The organism is Clostridium sp. CM028 (assembly GCF_030585565.1).
GTDB classification, from domain to species: domain Bacteria; phylum Bacillota; class Clostridia; order Clostridiales; family Clostridiaceae; genus Clostridium_AD; species Clostridium_AD estertheticum_B.
In genome coordinates this window covers 594,066-620,651 of sequence record NZ_CP077766.1, presented here as the reverse complement: position 1 = coordinate 620,651, position 26,586 = coordinate 594,066, and the positions used below count along the sequence as shown (strand labels likewise).

Here is a 26,586-nt window from a genome sequence, read left to right as displayed (position 1 = left end):
CTAGTATCTAAAGTTACATTTCTTGATCAAAATGCTTTACTTCACCGCTAGGATTAAACTCTTTACTACTCTTACCCTTTTCTTGAATGAATTCTATGAGTTTTTCTATATCATCTGTTTCCATTCTTACTGAAAAAGGTGTAGTAACCGCTAAGCGTAAATTTACCACGTTAAGAAAATATTATTAAAATAACGATAAATCCAGGGGAATATTAAATATACTCGTGTTATTTTAATATTGTTCTCAAAGATGTTACATTAGCTAATATATGCTAATAATATTTTCAATTTTTATCACCTTGAGGTAATGCTCTCATTAGAAAGAATTGTGTGAAAAAAGGAGAAGAAAAGATTATGTCTCAAGGTATAGTTTTTTCTCTTAAGGACATGAAGATATAAAAAAATCAAGAGGAGATATTTTTAAGTAATACAGAACTGAAATTATTCAAATATTTAATTATTAATCCTAAGCAATTTCTAGCAAAGGAGCAGCTTTTAAATGAATTGTGGAATATTGATGGGGATTTTATAGACCCAAATACTATAGCTGTAAATATAAGAAGCTTACAGTAATAGCTGTGATTGGCATCGCTTTTTTGTGGTACATAATAAAATATTTTGTTCGAAAACTAGATAGCTTTTCTTTAGAGGTAGATGAAATAATGAAGGGGAATTATTCTTTCAACATGGTGGATTATGACCAGGGTGTTTTATCTAGGCTTAATTTTCAATTTAGGCAAATGAGTAAGAAACTTGAAATGTGGTGTGATGTTTGATGCTAATAAAAAAAATATATATGCCATAATAAGAAAAGATAGCAAAGTGATTTAGAGGGAAGAATTTTAGTTAAATCATCACCTTTTGAAATGTCGTTAAATATGGATAAAAGTAAAAAAAGATATTTTAGGTAAAATAAAGATAAAATGATAAAATTTGCAGTATAATGAAGATAGAATAAGGTTGAGGACTGCGAGGATTATATTGGAAGAGAAAATATGAGCAAAGAAATGAATTATGAATAAAATAAGGGGCTTAGAAAGCATGAAAAGAGAAAAAATACTAGAAAATTTAAAATTACAAATAAAAATGGGTAATCATATTATTGGGGTAGCTGCAGGTGCAGGAATAACAGCAACGTATGCCAAACAGGGTGGGGCTGATTTTCTTTTGATGTTAAATTCAGGTAGGTTTCGCCAAATGGGGAGGGGCTCACTAGCAGGTTTTTTACCGTTTTGTAATAGCAATGATATGGTAATGGACTTTGCTTCTAAAGAAATAATGCCTTTGGTAACTGACATACCTATTATTTTTGGCCTTAATGCAACAGACCCTACAAAAAACATAAATAGTTACATAGATGAAATAAGGGGCATGGGTTTTTCTGGTATTAATAATTACCCGACAGTTGGACTAATTGACGGTCAATTTAGCGAGGCTCTTAAAGACAATGGACAGCATTATCTAATTGAAGTACAAGCAATAAGAATAGCCCATGAAAAAGATATGTTTACAGTTGCATTTGTGTTTGACGAGGTACAAACAGCTCAGATGATTGATGCTGGAGCTGATATAATTTGTGCACATTTAGGATTAACGGGAGGCGGGTTATTAGGGGCAAAAAAAGTATTCTCTCTGGAAGCTGCAAAGGTTAAAGTGGACAAGATATTTAATAAATGTAATGAATTAAAGCCAGAAGTAATTAAGTTGGTTTATGGTGGCCCTGTAAAGACACCAATTGATATTCAGTATATGTATAGTAGTAATAAAAGCTTAATGGGATATATAGGTGGGTCTGCATTTGAGAGGATTCCATCAGAAAAGGCGATTACAAATATAACAAAAGCCTTCAAAATAGCAGGGCAGCTGAATGAAGAAGATTTAATGATTAAGATGTTGGATGGAGTTTCAAAACACTATGATTATGTTGGATTTGTGCAGGAATACGTTTCTGAAAATTATATGAATGATATTTCGTTTTTAGATTTAGCTACAGTAGCGCATGTATCTAGGAGTTATTTAAGCAGTCTATTCAAAAAGAAAATTGGTTGCAGTTTTCCACAGTATATAGTTAAATTCCGTATAAATAAAGCAGTAGAAATTTTAGAAAGAGAAAATATCCAGTTATCAGAGTTAGCATCATTAGTTGGTTATCATGATTATTCACAATTTAGCAAAATGTTTAAAAAGTACAAGGGATTGTCTCCCAAACAATATAAAGCTAAAAATAATACATAAGCACAAAAACATAAGACATAAAAGCGTTTACGGTAAGAAGCTATGGCAGTATGATTAATTTAGAGTTGTATAGGGGGTTAAAAATTGAAAACAATTGCAATTGCAGGAACATTTGATACTAAAGGTGATGAGTATTTATATGTAAAAGAATTGATTGAAGGTTTGGGGTTAAGTACTTTTACGATTCACACAGGAGTGTTTAAGCCAACATTTAAACCTGATGTATCAAACAATGAAGTAGCAGAGATAGCAGGCGTAGACATTAAAACTCTCGTTGATAAAAAGGACAGAGCATTAGCAACAGAAATATTATCAAAAGGTATGGAAAAATTAGCACCTAAATTATACAAAGAAGGTAAATTTGATGGAATAATATCCCTTGGAGGTAGTGGAGGAACTTCACTAGTAACACCAGCAATGAGGGCACTTCCTATTGGGGTGCCAAAAGTTATGGTATCGACAGTAGCATCGGGAAATACTGCTCCATATGTAGGAACAAGTGATATTGTTATGATGCCATCTGTAGTAGATGTTTCAGGGCTTAATTCAATTTCAACTAAGATTTTTGCAAATGCAGTATTTGCAATAGCAGGTATGGTTAAATTTGAAAACATAAAAGTGGTAGAGAAAAAAAAATTAATTGCTGCAACTATGTTTGGCGTAACAACTCCATGTGTAACGGCAGCCAGAAAATATCTTGAGGATAGAGGATATGAAGTGCTTGTGTTCCATGCAACAGGTATAGGTGGACAGTCGATGGAAGCACTTATTGAGGCTGGATTTATTGAAGGAGTTTTAGATCTTACAACAACAGAGTGGGCAGATGAAGTTATCGGTGGAGTTTTGAATGCAGGGGAACATCGTTTAGAAGCCGCAAGTAAAAATCATGTTCCACAAGTTGTATCAGTAGGGGCACTTGATATGTGCAACTTTGGGACATACGATACAGTACCAAAAAAGTTTGAGGGACGTAATTTTTATAAGCACAATCCGACAGTGACACTTATGAGAACAAATGTAGCAGAAAATGAAGCAATCGGGAAAAAGCTTGTTGAGAAATTAAATATGGCAAAAGAGAAAACTGCTTTATTTTTACCACTAAGAGGCATATCGGGCATTGATGTAGAAGGTCAAGCTTTCTATGGTGTAGAAGAAGATAAGATGCTATTTGACACCTTAAGAAATGGTGTAAATAAAAACATTGTAGAAGTAATTGAAATGGATTGTGAGATTAACAATGCAGTATTTGCAGAAGTAGCAGCACAAAAATTAATAGATTTAATGAGTAAATAGGCTATAATGTTCGGATATATTAGCGTAGTAATAGGGATTTTAGGTAATAATCCCAAAATTGAAAAACTAGTGACCAAAGTTCAAACTATTTAAGGAGGATTTGGAAATGAATAAAATGACGAGAAAAGAAATTATTATAAAGTTTAAGGATGAAGTTAAAAATGGAAAGATACTATTAGGAGTAGGAGCGGGTACAGGTATTACTGCTAAAAGCAGCGAAGCTGGCGGAGCTGATATGCTAATTATATATAATTCTGGAAGATATAGAATGGCAGGCCGCGGATCACTTGCAGGATTATTATCTTATGGTGATGCAAATCAAATTGTGGTTGAGATGGGTTCAGAAGTGTTACCTGTTGTAAAACACACACCCGTTTTAGCAGGGGTATGTGGTACTGATCCTTTTAGAGTTATGGAAATATATTTAAAACAACTAAAGGATCAAGGGTTTAATGGAGTTCAAAATTTCCCAACAGTAGGTTTAATTGATGGCGTATTCAGACAAAATTTAGAGGAAACAGGTATGGGATATGGATTAGAAGTAGAAATGATTAGAACAGCACATGAATTAGACATGCTTACGACTCCTTATGTATTTAATCCAGATCAAGCAAAAGCTATGGCAGTAGCAGGAGCAGATATCTTAGTCGCACATATGGGTTTGACTACCAAAGGTACAATTGGAGCAAAAACAGCTCTTACATTAGATGATTGTGTTAAGAAGATTGAAGCTATTATTAAAGCGGGTAGAGAAGTTAATCCAGATATTATGGTAATTTGTCACGGTGGACCGATTGCAGAACCAGAAGATGCTACATACGTAATTGAAAGAACAGAAGGGATAGATGGTTTCTTTGGTGCATCAAGTATTGAAAGATTTGCAGCTGAGAAAGGTATTAAAGAACAGACAGTATTATTTAAATCGATAGCAAAATAAATTATTAAGATTATACTTTAAAGGGAAAAGAAAGGGTTATGAGGTGCAAGATGCTTATTAAACAACCTATGGAAAGTTTAATGGAACAACAAAGTGTAACAGATGAAATTATGAAATATAAAGAATTATTAGATGAACGAATTATAACAGAAGAAGAATTTTTTATTAAGGAAAAAGAATTATTAAGAAAAATAATAAAATAAATATGGAATAATAAGAAGCTTAAAAATTGGCTTCTTTTTTATTACGTAATATAGTAGTTTAATTTATTGTAATTAATTGGGTTTAGGCTGTTAACAAAAATTAGAAAAGCATAAGTATAGTTTAAGACTCATGCTTTTCTAATTTTAACTACTACATACTTATTGATTTTTCCTGCATTTATTTCTTATCCATATTCTCAATCTTATTCATTTTATCCATCATTTTCATAGTATTCATTTGTATAGTTATATACATTTGCATCATGATATGCATGTGCATCATTTGCATATGCTCAGGCATAGTCATAGGCATAGTACTGTTAGATACAGGCATAATGGGCATAGGAATATTGGGCATATTGGGCATGTTTGGCATATTAGGCATAGGTGCAGGTGCCATCCTCCACGGCATCATGGGTTCTTCCATATTGTACATTTGATTCATATTGTTCCTCCAAAAATTATTATGTTACCCTATTATATATATTCAAATGAAGTCAAAATGTGTTTGTATGATAGAAAAATATAAGTAGGAATTTATAGAAGAAGCTCGGGTGCATTTAATTTAAGCTCTGAGTTTTGATTTTCACTTTGCACTGCAACTGTAAGTTGGGTATTTTTGCCCATGATGATAGGTTTGCTTACTGTTCTACATTCAAAGATTTAGCCGCTGGTGCTGTTTTAAAACAAGATTCATTAGAGCAGCTTAAACAAGTAGTTAAATATAACAAAGAAGATGTTCTTTCTTATGCTCCAATTACAAAAGATAACATTGATAAAGGCATGACCATTGAAGAAATTTGCAATGCAGCATTACGGTTTAGTGATAATACAGCTGCAAACCTTTTATTTGATCATATAGGTGGACCTAATGGTTTTAAATCAGCACTTAATCAATTAGGGGATAACGTTACGCAACCTACACGTATAGAACCAGATCTAAACGAAGCCATACCTGAAGATATTAGGGACACTAGCACACCAAGACAATTGGCAACTGATTTACAAGCATACACAACTGGAGATATATTAACAGACGATAAGAAAAAAATTCTTATTGATTGGATGACATGTAATGCAACAGGTAATACACTAATTCGTGCAGGAGCACCAGAGGGCTGGGTAGTTATCATCGGAATAGTTAGGGTAGTGTCAATGATAGTGGTGTTTGTAAAGTATAAAACATTTGGGATACTTCATACTTATGGGAATAAAATTACAGGGCTTGTGCTATTTACATTCCCACTATCACTTGCTTTTTCCCAATCAGATGTTCTGATGTATATAATTTGTATGGTTGCAAGTGCCGCTGCTTTTGAAGAATTATTCATTCATCTATTATCAAATGAATTGCAAGCAAATAAGAAAAGTATATTCTTTAAGTGATAATAATTCTAGTTCTGGACAGGAATTTATTAAATCCACAGGTGCCAGCTTTGATAACTCTGAATATGAGATGTTTTTAAGAAATAAATTAAAACAAAATACAATAGCGCGTGATGTAGTTTTAAGAAAAACTACAAATAAAGATGCAAAAGAAATTGCAGTGCAGGATTATATATATTCAAATGTGGAATTCAAAGAAGAGGATATTTGTATGTTTGAGGAAGAAGAAAAATGTGGCGCAATTACTTATATAGCAGAAATTAATAATAAAACATAGGAAAAGTTCGTTTAGAAATATGTGATGGTGTAGGAGGTATTTATGGATTTGGTGTGCTCCCAGAACACCGTGGGAATGGTTATGGGAGAGACATTTTACTCTCATCAATAGAAAAATTGAAAGAGAAAAACTCAAAGAATATTATGCTTCAAGTGTCTGTAAAAAACAAAAATGCTTTAAAAAAGTCCTGCCGAAAGACCTTTACCGACTTTACACTCTCACCACGTTATAACAGTAAAAAAGATATTAATATAGTGGATACTATATTCAAAATGTATGGCAAATGGTTATTCTATAAGAAAATGTGCAGAGCTAGTTGGAATAAGCATACCTACATCATTCTTTTGGAGATATAATTTTTAGATGCTATCAGAGTCTACATGGGTGTGGGTAATGTCGGTGGTGTAATTGAAGTGGACGAAACTTTTTTAGAGAATCGTTTAAAGGTAACCACAAGAAAAGCACGACTTTTATCATGCCCCGAAAAGCTCATATGCGAGGGGTTAAGGGTAATAGAGGTAGTAAAGATGAAAAGCGAAAAAGAGGAGTTTCCAAAGAACAAATTTGTGTTCTTTGTGCTATTGATAGAACTGGAAATATTATAACAGAACTAATTTGTAAAGCTAGAATGAAGCACACAGACTTAGAAAGGCGTTTTAAAGACAGAATTGAGGATGAATCTATTCTGTGTACTGATTCACATAAGAGTTATATTAAATTTGCTCAAAATTCAAATGTTGAACTACAGCAGATTAAACGTGGTAAACACAAGGAAGGCATATTTCATATACAGCATATTAATGCGTTCCATAGCAAATTAAAAGAGTGGATGTATCAGTTTCATAGTGTTGCAACAAAATATCTTGCCAACTACATGTACTGGTTTAAGTGGGTAGAGTTCTTTAAAACAGAGAAGGATACTGAAAAAAGCAAATATTTATTAGTTCAATCACATACATCTCATTCTGATACAAAGTTAAAGGATTTTAAAATAGGGAAGCGATTTATATGTGATAATGTTAAATATTTGAAATATATACTTAATTTTTGTATAATATAATAAAGACATAATGATTTAATAAATTGAAAGGAGTAGTTGTTTATGAAAATTTTTAATAAAACATATTTGGGTATTATTTTAGGCACTATTGTAGGAATTATAAATGTTTTACCTATGATATTGCAAAAGGTAGCTTGGGATGCTAATATATCAACTTTTTTGACTTGGGTTATAGTGGGCTTCTTTATTTCAACAACAAAGTTGAAATTCCATGGAATTATAAAAGGAATTATTATTTCTATACTTATATTTATCCCCTCAACTATTTTTGTAATAGAATCTAATTTAACAGGAGCAATTTGGACTATAGTAATGACATTGATTTTCGGTGGTTTATTAGGGTATTTAATTGATAAACTTGAAAAACAACAATTCGTGAATTTGTAAAATATTGATTAAAGGAATCCTAAAATGTATTCATTTAAAATTGGCATATTATTAACACTATGATTAAACATAGCTTAATATTTATATAAAAGCAATCTAGATAAGCTTAATTCTCCGATTAAAAAAATACAAAATGAAAGTTTTTTAGGTAAGGATTTAGATTTATATAAAAAAAGAGTCAAGTTGACTTCGCCAATATTTTACATAAACAAAAAATTCCCTCCAGCTTTTATATTATGTGAAGGTGAAAGGATGTGTATGTTAGTGAATTTGGGAACAGCATTGATACATGGATTAATTTGGGCACTTATGTGGAGCAGTACGGTTACATTTATTGAAATAAAGTGGCCTCATTTATTTCTACAAGATTATCCGAAAGAACTACAGGAGGTTATTAATCTTCCTCCATTTACAAACAAAAAAGCTGCATATATGTTTGAAACAATAACGATGCTTTTAATTGTAGCTTTTATATTTTGGAGTGGCATATATACATATCATGAAAATCAAGTAAGTTATTGGATAATCTTTTGCCATATACTTATAGTCTGCCTGTGTTGGAATATATTTGATTTAATCGTGATGGACTGGCTTATTTTTTGCACTTGGCAGCCGAAGTTTATTGTACTTCCTGGGAGTGAGGGAAATAAAGCGTACAAAGATTATAAATTCCATTTTATCGGTTTCTTAAAGGGAAGTGTAATATCAGTAATTGGGTCGATTGTTATTTCAGGGATATGTTTTGTGATTTTAAAGTATTTAATATGGTAAGAGCATGAGCATAATGTGTGGTCATTTTAAGTCCGATTTTTATAAAGTTCAGCATAAACAACTACAAGAATTCTTGAAAGAATAATGGGGGTATGTCAACTTGTATTCTTATAGGAAGTAAGGCTAATTTATATTTTAAGAGGTGATGCAGTGAAGACAATAGCAAATTATATATCAATTGCGAGAATATTTTTTTCCATTACATTGCTTGTGGCAAAACCATTAAGTATAGTGTTCTTCGCAATCTATCTCGTTTGTGGAATTAGCGATGTTTTTGATGGATACATAGCAAGAAAAACAGATACCGCAAGTAAATTGGGTGAAAAACTTGACTCTGTTGCAGATTTGATAATGGTTGTGATACTGACAATTGTGCTATATCCAATTATTAATTCAATTATAAATCCAACAGTTCAAATCATTGTTTGGGTAGTTATCATCGGAATAGTTAGAGTAGTGTCAATGATAGTGGTGTTTGTAAAGTATAAAACATTTGGGATACTTCATACTTATGGGAATAAAATTACAGGGCTTGTGCTATTTGCATTCCCACTATCACTTGCTTTTTCCCAATCAGATGTGCTGATGTATATAATTTGTATGGTTGCAAGTGCCGCTGCTTTTGAAGAATTATTCATTCATCTATTATCAAATGAATTGCAAGCAAATAAGAAAAGTATATTCTTAAAATGAGCATTATCCATATCAATTAACAGTTAAGACAAATAATTCTTAAGGTTCGTCATAAACAACTGTAAGAGAAAAGGATGGTGCAAATATATAGTATTAACTATTACTAATAAATAATAAAAAGGGGTTAGATATAGATTATGGGTGAAATAAAAAGTCCCTATATAAGATTAAGAGAAAGATTAAATAAAAATGACTATGAAGATATATATGCTCTTCAAGGAATTTGTTTAGAAATGGATAGAGTAAAACTAAAATTAGAGATTGATTATAAGCTAAGCAGGGCAGAAGGAAAAATTGATACTTTAAGCAAAATTAATGAATTCATGTATTATGATGGAGATGAGCTTATAGGTTATGCTGGTATATGTAACTTTGGGGGAGCTGTACTAGAAGTAAATGGTATGGTGCACCCCGGGTATAGAAGAATGGGTGTATTTAAAAGGTTATTTTCTTTAGTTAAAGATGAATGGAGAAGAGGCGATGCAACAAAAATGCTTTTGCTAAGTGATAATAATTCTAGTTCTGGACAGGAATTTATTAAATCCACAGGTGCCAGCTTTGATAACTCTGAATATGAGATGTTTTTAAGAAATAAATTAAAACAAAATACAATAGCGCATGATGTAGTTTTAAGAAAAACTACAAATAAGGATGCAAAAGAAATTGCAGTGCAGGATCATATATATTCAAATGTGGAATTAAAAGAAGAGGATATTTGTATGTTTGAGGAAGAAGAAAAATGTGGCGCAATTACTTATATAGCAGAAATTAATAATAAAATCATAGGAAAAGTTCGTTTAGAAATATGTGATGGTGTAGGTGGTATTTATGGATTTGGTGTGCTTCCAGAGTACCGTGGGAATGGTTATGGAAGAGACATTTTACTCTTATCAATAGAAAAATTGAAAGAGAAAAACTCAAAGGATATTATGCTCCAAGTGTCTGTAAAAAACAAAAATGCTTTAAATCTTTATAAATCTTGTGGCTTTGAAGAGACTTATACTATGGATTACTATGAAATAAGTAAGTAAATATTGCATTTATGCAAAAATATTCTTAGATGTACTACTATCGGAATGCTATGAACGTAAAACACTAATCATAAACACAAACATTGAATTGTTCGGTTTTATAGTTATGACGCTTAATAAGAATGATATGTTTAATTAAATACGAGTAAATTAAAGTAGGGGTTAAAATGAAGAAGGTTAATAGAAATTTAAAAATCGTAGCAGTATCTTTTGTAAATATTATATTAGCTGCATTTGTATGGTATGTAATAACACTTATTAGTAGAAAATTTGGGCTTAAATTGCTTGAAAATAATTTTATAAATTATAGTGGCTTAGAAATTAGTATATTAATCGGCCAGTATTTTGTTATTAAAAAGTACAATAATGGCAGAGTTAGTTTTGATTTTATTGACATGAAGTTTAAACAAAATAGTTTTAAACAGTTATTTATAGGTATTGGCATAGGAACGCTAATGTATTTCGCTAGGGTGTTGATTTTGAGTGTAATAAAAATTGTAAAATTCAAAGGTATAGGGTTTATGTTCTACCCTACAAATGAAATTATTGTAGCTATTATTAGTGCATTCGTGACTTGTGCAATAGTCGGTTTTACTGAAGAAATATTATATAGGGGTATTATTTTAAAGCATTTAATGCAATTTAAAGGGAAAGTCGTTGCTCTGATAATAAGCTCATTAATTTTCACAATATTTCATACGCAGTATTATCAACAATTTCATGCCCTATTTGTTGTGTTTATTATGGGAATTCTATTGGGGTATTTGTATATAATAACAGAATCTTTATATTTGCCTATAGGGTTACATTTCGTAGTAGATTTTTATAGTTTCATAACAGGTGAATCTAACAATTTTTTACTTTTCGATATAAAAATTAGTAACTTGGTTTTCAGTTTATATTTTGATTATGTAACAATTATTGTAATTATAATACTGATTTTAATTTTAGCAGTGTATAAATTTAAACATAAAAAATTAAGTGCCAATACTTAAAAACAAGCTTAGGATTTATTATAAACGCTTATTTTTTTTATAGGTCGTGAGTAGAAATTACTGGACAGTAAAATTAATAGGGATTTCTGAATATCAATATGGCTTTATTTTTTAACACCATACTAATGGATTTAGATAATTCGTCAATCGTAAATCCATAATACCTAAACATTTGTAGAAAATTGAGAAGATTATTTTTATTGGGAGGTAATAACTTGAAAAAAGTAAGAGTTATAAAAATATTAATCTCAGCAATAGTTATTACATTATCGCTTTTAGGTTTATTTAATATCATTAATATAAAAATTATAATACCAATTGCATTACTATTATTAGGTATCTTGAGCATATTAAATGGGTATGACTCATATATTAATAACAAAAAAGGAGAATCAATTTTGTTAATTCTAAGTGGAATATTCGTAATCTTTGTTTCTGTAATTATAACATTTTTTTAGTAAATTTAGGATTAGTAAGATAAGTTATACGATAAAGAGCGTGGTATGATTTGAATGAATATATACAAACCACAAGCATTTGCTGAAATGATAGGCATTTCAGTAAGAACATTACAAAGATGGGATAACGATAAGAAATTAATAGCTTTTAGAAATCCTTCTAATAGAAGATATTATACCCATAACCAATATGCTAAATATATGGGAAAAATAATTCAAGATAAAGACATCAGAAAAACCATTATTTATACAAGAGTTTCGAGTAGTGGTCAGAAAGATGATTTAAAAAATCAAGTTGCTACTCTTAAAGAATTTGCCAATGCTAGAGGTATCATAATTGATGAGGTATTTGAGGATATTGGAAGTGGACTTAATTAGTTAAAAGTAACTAGTGGAACTGTAGGTTTTAAAGCAGGTAGGTACTATGTTTCTGTTTTAATTAATGTTCAAGGGAAATATGAGAGTTTGAAGGTAAGAAATAAAAAAATAAATATAAAAGGAGGAACTGCTACCAGGCAAAATATATCCGAACAAATAGTTATGGTACAAAAACTTCATCAGAAACTTTCTTATATTAGAAACAATTATGTTAATCAAGTAGTTAATAAGATAGTAAAAACCAAACCGTCTTATATAATAATTGAAGATTTAAACGTAAAAGGAATGATGAAGAATAAGCATTTGGCAAAGGCAATAGCACAACAAAATTTTTATGGCTTTAGAGTTAAACTTACTTTCAAATGTAAGATTAACAATATAGAATTAAGAATTGTTGATAGATGGTATCCATCAAGTACAACGTGTTCTGATTGTGGAAGCATTAAGGAAATTTAAAACTTTCAGACAGAGAGTATGTATGTCCAGTATGTGGACTTATAATTGATAGGGATAAAAATGCTAGTATAAACCTTGCAAATGCTAAAACATACAAAGTAGCATAACCAAGCTATTGTATATATGTACCGATGGCTAGTCGGGGATTTACGCCTTTGGAGTGTTATATCAAATGTTAGTAGTATAGTTTGCTATATGAGGACAGACACGTTGAAAAAGGAATTTTCTTGGTATGGGGATAATTGTCCATATTTTAAGTAGCAGTGAATAGAAGGAATGAAACTAATATTAAAATATATAAAAAAATATAAACCGCTTCTAGTGCTGAATATAATATCCGTTTTTGGATTTGTATTAGTGGAATTAGGAATTCCAACAATAATGGCTAGAGTAATTGACACAGGAATAGCTAATAAGGATATAGAATACACAAAGCATATGGGTATTGTAATTGTAGGAATATCTATAGTTGGAGCCATGGGTACAATATTATTAGGATACTGTTCTTCAAAAATCTCTACTAGTATGATTAGAGATTTAAGAAACGATATTTTTAAAAAATCTCAGGAATTTTCACATAGTGAATATGATAAGTTTGGGATATCGTCAATGATAACCAGAACAACCAATGATGTTTTTCAATTACAACAATTTACAAATACATTATTAAGAGTAGCATTCCTTGCACCGGTTATGTTTATTGTAAGTTTGGTAATGATTATAAGAACGAGCTTACATTTGTCTGTAGTATTAGCGATAACGGTACCATTCATAGTGCTTGGGGTAATTATTATATCTAAGATATCTTATCCAATATCAGAAAAGCAACAGAAAAAATTAGATAAATTAAATAGAATATCAAGAGAAAATTTAACTGGAGCAAGAGTAATTAGGGCATTTGGTAACGATGATCATGAAAACCAAAGATTTGAAGAAATTAACAATGAGTATACAAATCTATCTAAGAAGTTATATAAGCTTATGGCAATTTCTCAGCCAACTTTCTTTTTCTTGTTGAATTTAGCAGTGCTCGCTATTTTTTGGATTTCTAGCAAAATGATAAATGCAGGAACGCTACAAGTTGGACAACTGGTAGCATTTATAGAATATTTGTTTCATGCAATGTTCTCAATTATGCTTTTTTCAATGATGTTTATCATGTATCCAAAAGCACAAATTTCAGCTAATAGAATTAACGAGATATTAGCTGAAGAGCCTATTATTAAAAATCCTAAATATGGTGTTAAAAATACGGCTATTAGGGGGATTGTGGAGTTTGATAATGTTACCTTTATTTATCCAGATGGAGAGATTCCAGTTTTAAGTGATATATCCTTTACAGCAGTAAAAGGAGAAAAAGTTGCATTTATAGGAAGTACAGGCAGTGGGAAAAGTACGTTAATTAATTTAATTCCAAGATTTTATGATGTTACAAAGGGTAGCATAAAGATAGATGGCGTAGATGTGAGAGAATATGATTTAAAAGCACTACGTGAAAAAATGGGGTTTATACCTCAGAAAACATTGTTGTTTACTGGCAGTATAGGCACTAATATTAAATTTGGTAAAGCTGCTGCAGATAAACAAGAACTTGAACATTCGGCTAAGGTAGCCCAGGCTTATGATTTTATTAATAGTAAACATAAAAAATTTGAAGAATTAATAAGTGAAGGTGGATCTAATATGTCAGGAGGTCAAAAGCAAAGATTATCTATTGCAAGAGCATTAGTTAGAAAGCCTGAAATTTATATTTTTGATGATAGTTTTTCCGCTTTAGATTTTAAAACAGATGCAATGCTTAGAGAAAAGTTAAAGGACGAAACTAGAGATTCCGTAGTTTTAATGGTTGCACAACGGATAGGATCCATAATTGATGCTAATAAGATTATAGTATTGAATGAAGGCGAGATAGTAGGAATAGGAACTCATAAAGAATTACTAAAAACCTGCGAAATCTATTATGAAATTGCATCATCTCAACTTACAAAGGAGGAACTGGAACAATGAAAAAGTTAACGGATAATATAAGAAAAATTTCTCCCTTCGTAAAACCATATAGGAGAGCACTGATTGGCGCAATTTTATTTATAGTAGTAGCGTCTATTTTTACTGCTATTGCTCCAAAAATAGAGGGATTAATTACAACTAGTCTTGCCAAAGATGTTGTGAATATAGCAAAAGGTATAAAAGGAGCTTCAGTTAACTTTAATTATATTTTAAGGGTATTGGTAATATTGGCTTTTATTTATATATTTGGAACATTATCAACATATGCAGCAAGTTTGTTGTTAACTAATTCTATTCAAAACACTATGGAAGATTTAAGAAATGCTGTACAAGGTAAAATTAGAAAATTACCTATAAGTTATTTTGATAAAAATAGCTATGGGGATATGCTGAGCCGCATAACAAATGATATAGATACTATCTCTAATGCACTTCAACAGAGTTTTAGCCAAGTTATAAATTCAATATTGGCAATAACTCTAGCTATTGCGATGATGTTTACAATTAATATAAAACTTGCATTGGTAGCTATACTTATAATACCGATAAGTTATTTAGTGTCAAAATTTATAGTAAGTAAATCACAAAATTTATTTTATAGACAGCAAAATGTTTTGGGGGAATTAAATGGTAAAGTGCAAGAAATATATACTGGTTTTAACGAAATAAAGCTGTATGGAAAGCAAGAAGATGCTATAAAAGATTTTGAAAATATTAATGAAGAACTTTTTAATACTGGATTTAAGGCGCAATTTATATCTAGTATAATTTCTCCATTAGTTTCATTGGTAAGTTATTTAGGAATTGCAGCCATTGGAATTCTTGGCGCAACATATGCTATAAATGGAATAATGACAGTGGGTAATCTTCAAGCATCTATTCGTTATATCTGGCAAATAAACCAACCAATTTCTCAAGTAACACAATTATCTGCTGCAATACAATCAGCCTTTGCGGCAATTGAACGTGTATTTGAAATATTAGATGAGAAGGAGGAGATTCCAGATAAAGCCTCTTTTATAAAGCTCGCGAATGTACGTGGAAATGTTACTTTTGAACATGTCAAATTTGGATATAGTGGAGATAAGATTTTAATTGAGGACTTAAACGCAGAGATAAAAAGTGGTCAGATGGTTGCTATTGTAGGTCCAACAGGAGCAGGTAAAACAACATTAATAAATTTATTAATGAGATTTTATGATATTCAAGGGGGAGCTATAAAGATAGATGGAGTGGATACTAGAGATATGAAACGTGAAGATTTACGTTCTATATTCGGTATGGTTCTTCAGGATACTTGGCTATATAATGGAACAATTTATGAAAACATTGAGTATGGTAGATTTGGAGCTACCAAGGAAGAAATTATTGAAGCGGCTAAAATAGCTAACGTACATCACTTTATTAAAACACTTCCAGATGGGTATAACATGTTTCTAAACGAAGAGGCTTCTAACATATCTCAAGGAGAGAAACAACTTTTGACTATAGCAAGAGCTATAATATCAAATCCAGCAATATTAATATTAGATGAAGCAACTAGTTCAGTTGACACTAGATTAGAAATATTACTTCAAAAAGCTATGAGGAATATAATGAAAGGAAGAACTAGCTTTGTTATTGCACATAGACTTTCAACTATTCGTAATGCAGATTTAATATTGGTTATAGATGAAGGAAATATTATAGAACAAGGAACCCATAATGAGTTAATGAAAAAGGGCAGTTTCTATGAAAAACTCTATAATAGTCAGTTTGGGAGTCCGGTAGCAAATTAAACTAATTATTAATGAATATTTAAAGTATCATGGTCGTATTGTATTTTATTGTGTATAAAAAAGTTATATGCAGAAAGGGAGTTTAGTATGTTTGAAGAACTTAACAGGGAACTTATAAATGTCAAAGAAAAATTGTTGAGAAAAAAGAAATTTCAAAGTTCGGTTAACCAGACTAGGGAAGTGTTGCAAAAAGAATTAGATAGAAAGATAGAGCTCGAAAATATTCTTAAAGATGAGGATAAGGATGTCAAAAAACTTGAATCATTAAGTATTACTAGTATATTTTATTCGATACTCGGGAGTAAACATCAACAGCTTGAAAAAGAGAGGCAAGAGTTGCTTTCTGCTAGGTTAAAGTATGATGAGTGTTGTAAATCAGTTTTAGCATTAGAGAGGGAAATTGTATCGTATAAAGCTTCATTAAACAGTCTACTTGGCGTAGAGTGTGAATATGAAACTGTATTGAAGCACAAAAAAGAGTTTATACTGCGATTAAATGATGGTAAATCTCAAAAGTTACTTCAACTTATAGACAACCTAGCTGACCTTGAAGCACAGAAGAAAGAATTGAAGGAAGCAATTGCGTCAGGTGAGGCTGTACAAATTGAACTTGGACGGGTAAAAAATTCTCTTGAAAGCGCTGAAGGCTGGGGAACATGGGATATACTAGGAGGAGGCTTACTTGCAACTGCAGCTAAGCACTCACATATTGATGAAGCTAAGGAATATGCAAATAATACAAAAATTGCATTGATACGATTCCAAAATGAATTATCCGATGTGAATTTAATAATGAATATAGATATAAATATTGGGTCTTTCGAAACATTTGCAGATTATTTTATTGATGGTCTTATATCTGATTGGGTTGTACAATCAAGGATCTGTGAATCATTAGATAGTGTACATCGTGTTGCAAACAATGTAGAAAATGTAATAGGTTCACTGAAAGAAAAGCTCGATAGTATACAAAATGCCTTGCTTTCAACGGAAGAAAATATTAAATTGCTTGTTGAACAAGCGTAAATGTAGATTGAGGAAACATAAAAGTTATTTTGTTTAAAGGTAGGCATTAATTAAGGAGGAGTAGATGTTGATATCAGCGCAAACAAATATACACGATGAGGAAGTGGTTTTTTGAATGTATTAATCGCAGAAGATGAAAAGGACATCAGAATCCTTTTAAAGTTAGAGCTTGAGCAGGAGGGATACTCTGTATTTGCTGCAGAGGATGGCATTGAGGCTTTAGAAATCATACGAAACAAAGCAATTGATATTGCTATCCTTGATGTTATGATGCCACGACTGGATGGATTCAATCTGCTACGAAAAATCCGTCAAACAAGTAATCTTCCTGTCATATTTCTAACCGCTAGAGGTGATGATATGGACAAGATTTTAGGACTCGGGATTGGTGCTGATGATTACATAGTAAAGCCGTTTAGCATGCCAGAACTGCTTGCAAGAGTTGGTGCACAGCTTAGGCGAAACCTTGAATACTCGGTGCAAAATACGCACGCATTCTCCAAAATAAAGTATGGCAGCTTGTGCTTGGATAAAGATGCCTGCTGCGTCTATAAAGAGGATGTGCTGGTGGTACTGAATGCAAAAGAATATATGTTGCTTAAGTACCTTATGGAGAATCCGGAAAGGGTTTTTACCAGAAAGCAGTTATACAAGGCAGTATGGGATGAGGATATTTATTGTGACAATAACACCATTATGGTGCATATAAGTCATATCAGAAATAAGATTGAGACTGATCCAAGAAATCCGGAATATGTCAAAACCATTAGGGGTATTGGATATAAGTTTCATAAACAGAGCACGGTTAGCTTATGAACAGAAAAATAGAAAGCAGATTCTTAGCAAACTATGTCCTCATGTTTATTATTTCCATAATGATAGCTCTATTCGCACTTATGCTTTTAGGTTTTACAAACGATGTTATATCCAAGACCCTTGCTAAGAATAATTATACTGCAGAAAGCCTAATGAAGGATGATTATAAAAGGATTGACGTAGAACAGGTTATTTATAATGGCGGCGGTGTACAGGTAATTAACACCGATTATGAAGTTGCATATTCTTTAGGGCTTAACACTATTTCAAAAGGTAAACTTACCACAGCGGAGTTTACTGATTTTTTGATGAAGAGTAAAAGTATTGAAAGACGTTATAGCTATAGTATTAAATATAATTCTAAAAAGCAATTTTGGCTGGTAGTGACGTTTCCAACTTCTATTAGAATTGATTTGAATTTCGTATACAACAAAGAATACAATTCCGTTGATAAACAGGGAGTAGTTGGTGTTATTGTTGCTGTTACCTTACTTTACTTCATACTGCTTGCAATATGCACCGTGATATATTCAAAGCTATCATCTATAAGCATTATAAGCCCATTAAAGAAACTTTGTCACAGTGCTTCTCGATTGAAAGATGGAGATTATTCTTCAAGAGTTGAGCTTAATTTGAAAAATGAGTTTGGAGAATTAGAATATATATTTAACGAAATGGCAGAACAAATTGAACAGGAAATATATCTTAGAAAGCAGTCTGAAGAAAACCGTAAAAGGCTTATACTTAATATTTCTCATGATCTTAAAAACCCTCTTGCAAGTATTATGGGTTATGCAGAGTTTAGCTATAACAAACCTGATTTATCAAAAGAAGAATACCGTACATACATGAAAGTAATATGTGAAAACAGCGTAAGAGTAAATAATTTAGTTACTAACCTATTTGAGCTGTCTAAAATGGAAAGTTCGAAATATTTATTGAATAAAACCAGAGTTGATATATGTGAGTATATGAGGGAAGAAATAGGTTTTTTTATAACTACATTTGATAAGGCACAATTTACATATGATTTTGAGATACCAGAAAAAGAAATCTTTATTGACATCGATTTAAAGCAGATGAATAGAGTAATCCAAAATCTTGTTTCTAATACAATAAAATATAATCCCAAAGGAACACTCTTAATGATCAGCTTATTTGAGCAGGGTGATGGAGTCGTTATTATCTTTAAGGATAATGGGATTGGAATGCCTTCAGAAATTGCAAAAGATATATTTAATCCATTTGTACGCGCGGATATGGCAAGAAACTCACAAACAGGTGGCACAGGCCTCGGACTGGCCATAGTTAAAAAAATCATTGAAACACATGGAGGTAGTATTCGTCTAAACACAGAGGTAAACTGTGGGTGTGAGTTTATTATCAATATCCCCAAAATTTAAGATGGATTTAAGATTAGAAACAGCCCCAGTTAAGTATACCTTGTTATAGTAATAGCAAGGGGTACTAAATGGGGTTGTTTTCCATTTTTTTGCGTCAAATAAGAATTGGAGGTATCTGAGAAAACAGACTAAATATTTGTAGAAGGGAGACTAATATGAAATCATTATTTAAAAAAGATACAACTTCTCGTGGGTCAAAAACCAATTTGTTGCTTCAACTACGTTTTCTTTTACCGCTACTCACAGCAGTTATAATCGCTTTGTATATTATTGTTATACGCCCACATCTTATGATTACAATGAAAACTGTCCCTATAGAGTTAGGGTTTGCGTTAATATTGATACTTTCTTTGGTTGTAGCAATAGCAACTCTTTTCATCTCAATTTTGATTACAGTAATTATTGCTGTTTGTACACGTAAAAAAGCAAGGATAACGCCCTGGCTTTTGAAACTGCGGAGTCAGTTGATTGTAGCAGTAGTATTATTATTTGTGAATGTTGTTTCTATACTATGTAGCCAGTGGATGGCATACACGCCACCTATACTTGGAGATAATGGCAAACCATTAGTGGGTAGTATTGCTACCTTAGAGAAAGTAAGTCTAGGTGGTAGTGATCAGTGGATAACTATTCGTGGAAAAAATAAAAATAATCCGGTGCTACTTTTTCTAGCTGGTGGTCCCGGTGGAACACAGCTAGCCGCAACCAGAGAGCAACTAAAAAAACTTGAAGATAATTATGTGGTTGTTAACTGGGATCAACCAGGGGCGGGTAAGTCAATTAATGCTGTACCTCTTAAATCAATTACCCCTGAGCGATATATTTCTGATGGACATGAGCTAACACAGTACCTGTGCAATAGATTTAAACAAGAAAAGGTATATGTACTTGGTGAGTCGTGGGGGAGTGCACTAGGTATATTGCTTGTGCAATGTTACCCAGAACTATTTTCTGCTTTTATTGGTACTGGTCAGATGGTTGAATTCGTTGAAACCGATGTCCGTATGTATGAACTAGTGCTTAAGATGGCAAAAGATAGCAGAGATATAAAACAAATTGAAAAAATGAAAAATCAAGGCCTGCCACCATACTATGGTAAAGGAATGGTTTGGAAATTTGCTACCCTCTCACAGTATTTGAGTAAATATATGACAAAAAATCTTGAAATTGAACGACCAGGATATAATACATTTGGTGAAATTGGAGGTACTGAGTATGGGTTATGCGATAAAGTAAATTATTTTTTTGGTTTAGTTACTACTTTTAATCATGTCTATCCTCAGTTATACAATTTAGATCTACGTAAACAAGCTATAAAGTTAGATGTTCCAGTGTACTTTATGGAAGGTCGTCACGATGTCAACGCGTCACCAGTATTGGTTGAGGATTATTTCAATTCACTAAAAGCCCCTTCTAAAGAGCTCATTTGGTTTGAACACTCAGGGCACGATCCATGGAGAAACGAACCAGACAAGTTTGTTGATTTGATGATAAATTTGATATTGAAGGAAACAAAGATAAAGTAACAGAGTTATTGAAATGGGACTGTTTTCCGTTTCTTGTACTGAGTCTCCACATTATTGATATATCAATGAAGTGGGGACTATGAGTCGTCCCTATTATTATCGTAGTAGCGCCAACATTGCTTGTTTATCTATACTAATTCACATATAAATGGCTTGGACAATTGATTTTAGTGTTGCGTATATATAAACAATGTATGATCTTTATTTACGAGGAAATTGTTCCAAAGTGTGGTAAATTATGATAATATTACATTAGTTACGACGCAGTTGTATTTTATTATGTATTAAAAGTTATTTGAATTGGGGGAGGATTAAGATGTTTGAAATTAGTGATAAAGAAGAAAAATGGTTTTTTAAACCTCGAAATTATGTAATTGGAAGAGATAGAGTTGAAATTATAACAGACCCTAACACTGATTTTTGGCAAAGAACTTATTATGGATTTAGAAATGATAATGCTCATGTTCTTTATATTACAACAGATGAAAGATATTTTTCATTTACAGTAAAGGCAGAGTTTAATAGTACAGCATTGTTTGACCAATGTGGAGTTGCAATTTATCAAAACAGTGAAAATTGGGTAAAGGCAGGAATAGAATTTCATGACAATAATACTGCATGGCTTGGAAGTGTGGTAACAAATCATGGATATTCTGATTGGGCAACTACGGATATTGGAGCATTTGTAAATTGTATGTGGTATAGATTAAGCAGACGAGAGAGTGATTATTGTCTTGAAAATTCCTTTGATGGTGTAAATTTCAAACAGATGCGGATTTTCCACTTGTTTGAAGGTGAAAAACAAATTAATATTGGGCTACTTGCATGTTCACCAAGTAAAAATTCTTTTAAGGCTGTTTTTACTGAAATGAAGATAGGGGATTGTTTATGGAAAGAGCATAAATAATAAAATGAGAAAATAACATATGTGTAGGCGTTATGATATTAAGTGCTGTATTATTGTATTCCCATTTGGAACACCAGAAACATTTAGTAAATTAGGGATTAAAAAAACTATCTTAATTATTAGAATTTTAGGATTGATATTATTAATAGGAAGTTTTATTTGCTATAGTAATCCTCAGATATTATTTTAAGTAGTTAGGGTACATGTTTCTTAAATTGTTTAGTAATTGTAAAAAAAGCGAATAAGGGGGTTTGACTTTGACAAAAAATATTTTGTTAGAATGCTTGACAAAATATTTTTTGTTAGATATAATTGTAAATATAAGTAATTGCGGAGGTGCTAATTATGAAAATTACAACAGGGCAAGCTGCACGAGGTGAAAATTTTTTTAAAAGACCTATTTTAATAAATAAATTATGGAGAAAAATTGATTCAGCTAGTAGTATTATAATTTCAGCTCCAAGAAGGGTTGGGAAAACATCTTTAATGAGGTATATAGAAGATAACCCAAGGGATAAATATTATATAATCTATGTAATTACGGAGTCTGTTTACAACGAAAATAAGTATTATAAGGAAATTGTAAAGGCCATTTTAAATTGCGATTCAATAAAGAAAAGAGACAAAGTAATAAATTCAATTAAAGATTTAGCTAAAACCATTTTTAAAAGTATTGACGAAGTAGGCATAGACACTGTTAAGTTTACTAAGACTATTGAACTTAATTATTATGAAAAGTTTATAGAAATTATGAGATCTATTGATTTAGAAGGGCACAAATTAATTATAATGATAGATGAATTTGCTCAAACAATAGAAAATATTCAACAAAATGAAGGCACTACATATGCAGTTCATCTTCTTCAAAGTAATAGAGCATTAAGACAAAATAGTGATATAAATAATAAATTTCAATTCATATATACAGGGTCCATAAGCCTCGAGGGTATTGCAAGACGAATGGACTCTTCAAAGTTTATAAATGATCTAGATATTTTAAAAGTCACTCCACTAAGTGAATCAGAGGGGAAAAGTCTTATAAATGAACTACTTAAAGGGCTTGATTTCACAATGGATACCGCTACTATAAATCATATGCTACATGAAATTAAGTGGTTGATTCCTTTTTATATTCAACTTGCTATGGATAAAATTCAGGATATTTATGATGAAGATCAAATATGCTCTATATATAATAAATCGGTTGATATAGCAATTAAACGGATGATAGAGGAAAATAATAAATTTAGCAGTTGGCATGAGAGGCTTAAGGTGTACAAAAATAATGACTATAAGTTTATTATAGAAGTATTAAACATAATAGCTATAACAGAAGCTAAGAAGATAACTTATAACGAAATATATGATTTAGCTGTAAAATATAATCTTTGCGAAACATATAAAGATCTCTTAAATACTATTATTGATGATGGATATATAAATAATGATGAGGAGGAAAAATTATATACATTTACCTCTCCTATATTAAGAATGTGGTGGTGTAAAAAAAATGCAAACTAGTACTTTAAGTTTTTATAATCCCAATAATTTATCGCATCAAGAATTAGTTGATAGATTTGTAATAAGGAAAAAAGAATTTCAAAAGATTTTTAAAGATATAAAAAATTCTGACATGAAATATCCAGAGCAGCATTATATCATAGAAGGTCAAAGAGGATATGGTAAAACAACTTTATTAAAAAGAATATACTTTGAAATAAAAGGAGATAAGCAGCTAAAAGCAAAGTTTATCCCTGTTATATTTCCTGAGGAGCAATACAGTATACGGAGACTGTTTAAACTTTGGGAGGTAACGGCTGCGAATCTTGAAATGGAAAATGATGAGTTTGTAGGGCTTTATGATGAAATGGATAAATATGCAGAGGTAGAAGACTACGAAGATATATGCTTTAAAATACTTGAGCAAAAACTTAAAGAAAAAAATAAAAAATTAATACTATTAATAGATGATACTTTCGGTATTCTAAAGAAGTTTAAAATCTATGAGCAGCAAAAACTTAGAGAAATTCTATTAACCTCTGCTGAAATTCGAATTATAGGAGCATCTTCAGAAGTTTTAGAATTTACTTTTGATTATAGTAAGCCCTTCTATAACTTCTTTAATCTGATAAAATTAGAAGGATTAAATTCAGAAGAAACTGTGGAATTTTTTGAAAAGTTAGGTGGAATTTTTAATAAGAAGGGTATAAATGAGATACTTAAAAGTAACAGTGGGAAAATAGAAGCTTTAAGGCGGTTAACAGGTGGGGTGCCAAGAATCATGGCATTACTTTTCGATATTTTAAATGTTGACAACGGACCCGTATTTAAACAATTAGATACATTACTAGATAGAGTAACACCTCTTTATAAACATACAATGGATAGGTTATCTCCAGTGCAACAGGAAATTGTTGATGTTATAGCTTTACGCTTTGATGCCATAACCACAAAAGAAATAGCAGATAAAATAAGAATGCAAAGTAAAGAAGTATCCGCTCAGTTAAATCAATTAGAAAAAAACGGAGTAATAAATAAAACACCTGTAAATAAGAAAAATTATATGTACAAAATAAAAGAACGATTTTTTAACATATGGTATATGATGAGGTTTGGGGGAGAAAAAGAAAAACAGCAGGTGAAATGGCTTGTGGGTTTTTTTGAAAGCTGGTGCAATAAAGAGGACCTAATTAACAAAAGTGAAAAAAATGAAAAAAATGAAAAAAATGAAAATGATTTTAATACCATTTATGTTTTATCTGAAACCTTACTTTCTAATGATCGAATAGAAGAATCCTTAGAAAAAGCTCGCTTATTTTTAAGATCAGCTAATAATACAGATAAATATAATAAATCTATTAATGAATATTTAATTTTTCTAATGGCTAAAAAACAATACAATTCCTTATTTAAAATGTTTAATGAAGCTGAATTTAAGCTAAAGGATAAATTTAAGCCTACTTATTATGCGTTAATGTATTTTATGAAAAATCAAAATGAAAAATTTGAAATTGAGTATAAAAAAGTTGGAAAAGAATTAGAGGAAACTGTTGAAGAGATTATTGAAAAAGTTAAATCATCACCTGCGTTGCTGTAATAGTAAAGAAAGAGACAATTAAATACATACTAATATGATTGATATATAAATAAAACTATTCTACATCGGTATTATTTATGTTACTATTATTACGGTAGTTAAAGTTTAAAACACATAATATATACATAATAAAAAGGGGACCTGGAATCATGATAGACATAACAAAAGAATACCTTCAAAAGAAGTATAAAATAAGTTCAAAAACGCTAAAACTCTATGATATAGCAATACAAGATGTACAAGATGAGTTTAAAATTCTTGATGAAATAAGAGAGTTTAATCAACTTAAGGTTTTGACCGCACTACAAGATGAACGAATTAGCGAATGCCATTTTACAAATTCATCTGGATACGGTTATGGCGATATTGGGAGAGATTCATTAGATAAAGTATATGCAAGAATTTTCAATTGTGAGAGTGCACTCGTTCGGCCGCATTTCGTAAATGGAACACATGCAATTGGAGCGTCCTTATTTGGTAATTTAAGACCTAATGATACCATGATATCGGTATGCGGAACACCTTATGATACACTTCTTAATATAATAGGTATAAATGCTAAGGAGGATATAGGCTCATTAAAAGATTATGGTGTAAAATATAAACAATTAGAATTAAACGATAACTCTAAAGTTGATATTGATTTAATGAAAAAGACACTGATTGAAGATAAGTCAATAAAGCTAATTCATATTCAAAGATCTACTGGATATGGCTGGAGAAAAGCATTATTAATTTCTGAAATAGATGATATTATAAGCGCTGCAAAAGCTATAAATCCAAAGGTTATTTGTTTTGTAGATAATTGTTATGGTGAATTTATTGATGTTACGGAGCCTACAGATGTAGGAGCAGATATAGTTGCTGGATCCCTCATAAAAAATATTGGTGGTGGAATTGCACCTACAGGTGGATATATTGCAGGTAAAGAAGAATATGTACGACAAGCTTCTTACAGACTAACAACTCCTGGAATAGGAGGGGAATGTGGTTCTACGTTTGGAGTTATGCGTTCTTTATATCAAGGACTATTCATAGCACCACATATAGCTATGGAAGCATTGAAGGGCGCTATTTTCTGTGCAAGAATTATGGAACTTGCAGGTTTTGAAGTTCTTCCTAAGTATACTGATAAAAGAAGTGATATAATTCAAGCAATTAAATTTAATGATAAGGAAAAGTTAATTAATTTCTGTAGGGGTATACAAGAGGGGTCTCCCATTGATTCTTTTGTTCAATGCGAACCGTGGGACATGCCAGGATATGAAGATAAGGTTATAATGGCAGCAGGTGCATTTATTCAGGGAGCATCTATAGAATTATCTGCAGACGCTCCAATAAGAGAGCCTTATATAGCATATTTACAGGGTGGATTAACGTTTGATCATGCTAAAATTGGAATACTAATAGCACTTTCAAGAGTTATTTGAACTAGAAAGTAAATATTTATGACTTAATAATAGAAT

Annotated in this window: 25 protein-coding genes and 3 pseudogenes; 27 read left to right on the top strand and 1 reads right to left on the bottom strand. The window is 31.3% G+C overall.

Annotation, left to right across the window (positions count from 1 at the left end; all coding sequences use genetic code 11):
- Positions 1–414: 414 nt before the first annotated feature.
- From KTC94_RS03050 to KTC94_RS03030, 5 genes are all read left to right on the top strand, one after another.
- On the top strand, positions 415–573 hold the full coding sequence (locus tag KTC94_RS03050) for a helix-turn-helix domain-containing protein (protein ID WP_216304028.1): 159 nt from the start codon (positions 415–417) through the stop codon (positions 571–573).
- Between the two features lie 468 nt (positions 574–1,041).
- Entirely contained in the window at positions 1,042–2,235 is a 1,194-nt protein-coding gene (locus tag KTC94_RS03045) for a phosphoenolpyruvate hydrolase family protein (RefSeq protein ID WP_216304002.1), read from the top strand.
- An 84-nt stretch (positions 2,236–2,319) separates the two neighbouring features.
- Positions 2,320–3,528, top strand: a complete 1,209-nt coding sequence (locus KTC94_RS03040) for a Tm-1-like ATP-binding domain-containing protein (RefSeq protein WP_220319699.1) — start codon at positions 2,320–2,322, stop codon at positions 3,526–3,528.
- 106 nt (positions 3,529–3,634) lie between these two features.
- Entirely contained in the window at positions 3,635–4,465 is an 831-nt protein-coding gene (locus KTC94_RS03035; protein ID WP_220319698.1) for a phosphoenolpyruvate hydrolase family protein, read from the top strand.
- Positions 4,466–4,515: 50 nt separating this feature from the next.
- On the top strand, positions 4,516–4,668 hold the full coding sequence (locus KTC94_RS03030; RefSeq protein WP_216304030.1) for a hypothetical protein: 153 nt from the start codon (positions 4,516–4,518) through the stop codon (positions 4,666–4,668).
- Between the two features lie 178 nt (positions 4,669–4,846).
- Here the strand turns inward: KTC94_RS03030 and KTC94_RS03025 are convergent, their stop codons facing one another.
- On the bottom strand, positions 4,847–5,113 hold the full coding sequence (locus KTC94_RS03025; RefSeq protein ID WP_220319697.1) for a hypothetical protein: 267 nt from the start codon (positions 5,111–5,113) through the stop codon (positions 4,847–4,849).
- A gap of 161 nt (positions 5,114–5,274) precedes the next feature.
- Between KTC94_RS03025 and bla the strand changes: the two are divergent.
- The 22 genes and pseudogenes from bla to KTC94_RS02920 form a co-directional block, all read left to right on the top strand.
- Positions 5,275–5,796 (top strand): annotated as a pseudogene (bla, locus tag KTC94_RS03020) (class A beta-lactamase); the annotation flags it as partial.
- Positions 5,797–6,013: 217 nt separating this feature from the next.
- Entirely contained in the window at positions 6,014–6,331 is a 318-nt protein-coding gene (locus tag KTC94_RS03015; protein WP_216304006.1) for a hypothetical protein, read from the top strand.
- Positions 6,328–6,687, top strand: coding sequence for an N-acetyltransferase (locus KTC94_RS17710; RefSeq protein ID WP_216304029.1), 360 nt, complete (start codon positions 6,328–6,330; stop codon positions 6,685–6,687). The genes KTC94_RS03015 and KTC94_RS17710 overlap by 4 nt, the downstream gene beginning before the upstream one ends.
- Positions 6,688–6,824: 137 nt before the next feature.
- The gene (locus KTC94_RS03010; protein ID WP_216304007.1) at positions 6,825–7,391 is read left to right on the top strand and encodes an IS1595 family transposase; all 567 of its coding nucleotides are present in this window, start codon (positions 6,825–6,827) and stop codon (positions 7,389–7,391) included.
- A gap of 42 nt (positions 7,392–7,433) precedes the next feature.
- Positions 7,434–7,778: a hypothetical protein gene (locus tag KTC94_RS03005; protein WP_216304008.1), complete on the top strand. Its 345-nt coding sequence runs from the start codon at positions 7,434–7,436 to the stop codon at positions 7,776–7,778.
- Between the two features lie 252 nt (positions 7,779–8,030).
- Positions 8,031–8,549 (top strand): hypothetical protein, encoded by a 519-nt coding sequence (locus KTC94_RS03000; RefSeq protein WP_304518684.1) that lies wholly within the window; start codon positions 8,031–8,033, stop codon positions 8,547–8,549.
- Positions 8,550–8,699: 150 nt separating this feature from the next.
- A complete protein-coding gene (locus tag KTC94_RS02995) occupies positions 8,700–9,242 on the top strand; it encodes a CDP-alcohol phosphatidyltransferase family protein (protein WP_220319695.1) in 543 nt (180 codons plus the stop codon).
- Between the two features lie 137 nt (positions 9,243–9,379).
- The gene (locus tag KTC94_RS02990; protein ID WP_216304011.1) at positions 9,380–10,273 is read left to right on the top strand and encodes a GNAT family N-acetyltransferase; all 894 of its coding nucleotides are present in this window, start codon (positions 9,380–9,382) and stop codon (positions 10,271–10,273) included.
- 167 nt (positions 10,274–10,440) lie between these two features.
- Positions 10,441–11,268 (top strand): CPBP family intramembrane glutamic endopeptidase, encoded by an 828-nt coding sequence (locus tag KTC94_RS02985; RefSeq protein WP_216304012.1) that lies wholly within the window; start codon positions 10,441–10,443, stop codon positions 11,266–11,268.
- 215 nt (positions 11,269–11,483) lie between these two features.
- Positions 11,484–11,726 carry a hypothetical protein gene (locus tag KTC94_RS02980; protein ID WP_220319694.1) on the top strand — a complete coding sequence of 81 codons (243 nt, stop codon included), beginning with the start codon at positions 11,484–11,486 and terminating at the stop codon, positions 11,724–11,726.
- 54 nt (positions 11,727–11,780) lie between these two features.
- Positions 11,781–12,101, top strand: a pseudogene (locus tag KTC94_RS02975) (recombinase family protein); the annotation flags it as partial.
- A gap of 78 nt (positions 12,102–12,179) precedes the next feature.
- Positions 12,180–12,667, top strand: a pseudogene (locus KTC94_RS02970) (RNA-guided endonuclease InsQ/TnpB family protein); the annotation flags it as partial.
- A 169-nt stretch (positions 12,668–12,836) separates the two neighbouring features.
- Positions 12,837–14,567: an ABC transporter ATP-binding protein gene (locus tag KTC94_RS02965; RefSeq protein ID WP_216304014.1), complete on the top strand. Its 1,731-nt coding sequence runs from the start codon at positions 12,837–12,839 to the stop codon at positions 14,565–14,567.
- Positions 14,564–16,345: an ABC transporter ATP-binding protein gene (locus KTC94_RS02960; RefSeq protein ID WP_220287150.1), complete on the top strand. Its 1,782-nt coding sequence runs from the start codon at positions 14,564–14,566 to the stop codon at positions 16,343–16,345. Before KTC94_RS02965 ends, KTC94_RS02960 begins: the two co-directional genes overlap by 4 nt.
- A gap of 87 nt (positions 16,346–16,432) precedes the next feature.
- On the top strand, positions 16,433–17,371 hold the full coding sequence (locus KTC94_RS02955; protein ID WP_220287153.1) for a hypothetical protein: 939 nt from the start codon (positions 16,433–16,435) through the stop codon (positions 17,369–17,371).
- 111 nt (positions 17,372–17,482) lie between these two features.
- Complete coding sequence (locus tag KTC94_RS02950) at positions 17,483–18,187, top strand: response regulator transcription factor (protein WP_220287155.1); 705 nt, start codon at positions 17,483–17,485, stop codon at positions 18,185–18,187.
- A complete protein-coding gene (locus KTC94_RS02945; RefSeq protein ID WP_216304018.1) occupies positions 18,184–19,590 on the top strand; it encodes a HAMP domain-containing sensor histidine kinase in 1,407 nt (468 codons plus the stop codon). Before KTC94_RS02950 ends, KTC94_RS02945 begins: the two co-directional genes overlap by 4 nt.
- Before the next feature lie 155 nt (positions 19,591–19,745).
- Complete coding sequence (locus tag KTC94_RS02940) at positions 19,746–21,116, top strand: alpha/beta fold hydrolase (RefSeq protein ID WP_220319693.1); 1,371 nt, start codon at positions 19,746–19,748, stop codon at positions 21,114–21,116.
- A gap of 316 nt (positions 21,117–21,432) precedes the next feature.
- Positions 21,433–22,023, top strand: coding sequence for a DUF1349 domain-containing protein (locus KTC94_RS02935; RefSeq protein ID WP_220319692.1), 591 nt, complete (start codon positions 21,433–21,435; stop codon positions 22,021–22,023).
- Between the two features lie 345 nt (positions 22,024–22,368).
- A complete protein-coding gene (locus tag KTC94_RS02930; protein WP_216304021.1) occupies positions 22,369–23,544 on the top strand; it encodes a hypothetical protein in 1,176 nt (391 codons plus the stop codon).
- Entirely contained in the window at positions 23,534–25,120 is a 1,587-nt protein-coding gene (locus tag KTC94_RS02925) for an ATP-binding protein (RefSeq protein ID WP_220319691.1), read from the top strand. The genes KTC94_RS02930 and KTC94_RS02925 overlap by 11 nt, the downstream gene beginning before the upstream one ends.
- Positions 25,121–25,269: 149 nt before the next feature.
- The gene (locus KTC94_RS02920) at positions 25,270–26,550 is read left to right on the top strand and encodes a methionine gamma-lyase family protein (RefSeq protein WP_220319690.1); all 1,281 of its coding nucleotides are present in this window, start codon (positions 25,270–25,272) and stop codon (positions 26,548–26,550) included.
- The last annotated feature ends 36 nt before the right edge of the window (positions 26,551–26,586 follow it).

Bases quoted from the DNA above. Each gene is read 5' to 3' on its own strand.
- KTC94_RS03045 (WP_216304002.1), top strand. From the start codon at position 1,042: ATGAAAAGAGAAAAAATACTAGAAAATTTAAAATTACAAATAAAAATG.
- KTC94_RS03035 (WP_220319698.1), top strand. From the start codon at position 3,635: ATGAATAAAATGACGAGAAAAGAAATTATTATAAAGTTTAAGGATGAA.
- KTC94_RS03030 (WP_216304030.1), top strand. From the start codon at position 4,516: ATGCTTATTAAACAACCTATGGAAAGTTTAATGGAACAACAAAGTGTA.
- KTC94_RS03025 (WP_220319697.1), bottom strand. From the start codon at position 5,113: ATGAATCAAATGTACAATATGGAAGAACCCATGATGCCGTGGAGGATG.
- KTC94_RS03015 (WP_216304006.1), top strand. From the start codon at position 6,014: ATGAATTGCAAGCAAATAAGAAAAGTATATTCTTTAAGTGATAATAAT.
- KTC94_RS03010 (WP_216304007.1), top strand. From the start codon at position 6,825: ATGCGAGGGGTTAAGGGTAATAGAGGTAGTAAAGATGAAAAGCGAAAA.
- KTC94_RS03005 (WP_216304008.1), top strand. From the start codon at position 7,434: ATGAAAATTTTTAATAAAACATATTTGGGTATTATTTTAGGCACTATT.
- KTC94_RS03000 (WP_304518684.1), top strand. From the start codon at position 8,031: ATGTGTATGTTAGTGAATTTGGGAACAGCATTGATACATGGATTAATT.
- KTC94_RS02990 (WP_216304011.1), top strand. From the start codon at position 9,380: ATGGGTGAAATAAAAAGTCCCTATATAAGATTAAGAGAAAGATTAAAT.
- KTC94_RS02985 (WP_216304012.1), top strand. From the start codon at position 10,441: ATGAAGAAGGTTAATAGAAATTTAAAAATCGTAGCAGTATCTTTTGTA.
- KTC94_RS02965 (WP_216304014.1), top strand. From the start codon at position 12,837: ATGAAACTAATATTAAAATATATAAAAAAATATAAACCGCTTCTAGTG.
- KTC94_RS02960 (WP_220287150.1), top strand. From the start codon at position 14,564: ATGAAAAAGTTAACGGATAATATAAGAAAAATTTCTCCCTTCGTAAAA.
- KTC94_RS02955 (WP_220287153.1), top strand. From the start codon at position 16,433: ATGTTTGAAGAACTTAACAGGGAACTTATAAATGTCAAAGAAAAATTG.
- KTC94_RS02945 (WP_216304018.1), top strand. From the start codon at position 18,184: ATGAACAGAAAAATAGAAAGCAGATTCTTAGCAAACTATGTCCTCATG.
- KTC94_RS02940 (WP_220319693.1), top strand. From the start codon at position 19,746: ATGAAATCATTATTTAAAAAAGATACAACTTCTCGTGGGTCAAAAACC.
- KTC94_RS02935 (WP_220319692.1), top strand. From the start codon at position 21,433: ATGTTTGAAATTAGTGATAAAGAAGAAAAATGGTTTTTTAAACCTCGA.
- KTC94_RS02930 (WP_216304021.1), top strand. From the start codon at position 22,369: ATGAAAATTACAACAGGGCAAGCTGCACGAGGTGAAAATTTTTTTAAA.
- KTC94_RS02925 (WP_220319691.1), top strand. From the start codon at position 23,534: ATGCAAACTAGTACTTTAAGTTTTTATAATCCCAATAATTTATCGCAT.
- KTC94_RS02920 (WP_220319690.1), top strand. From the start codon at position 25,270: ATGATAGACATAACAAAAGAATACCTTCAAAAGAAGTATAAAATAAGT.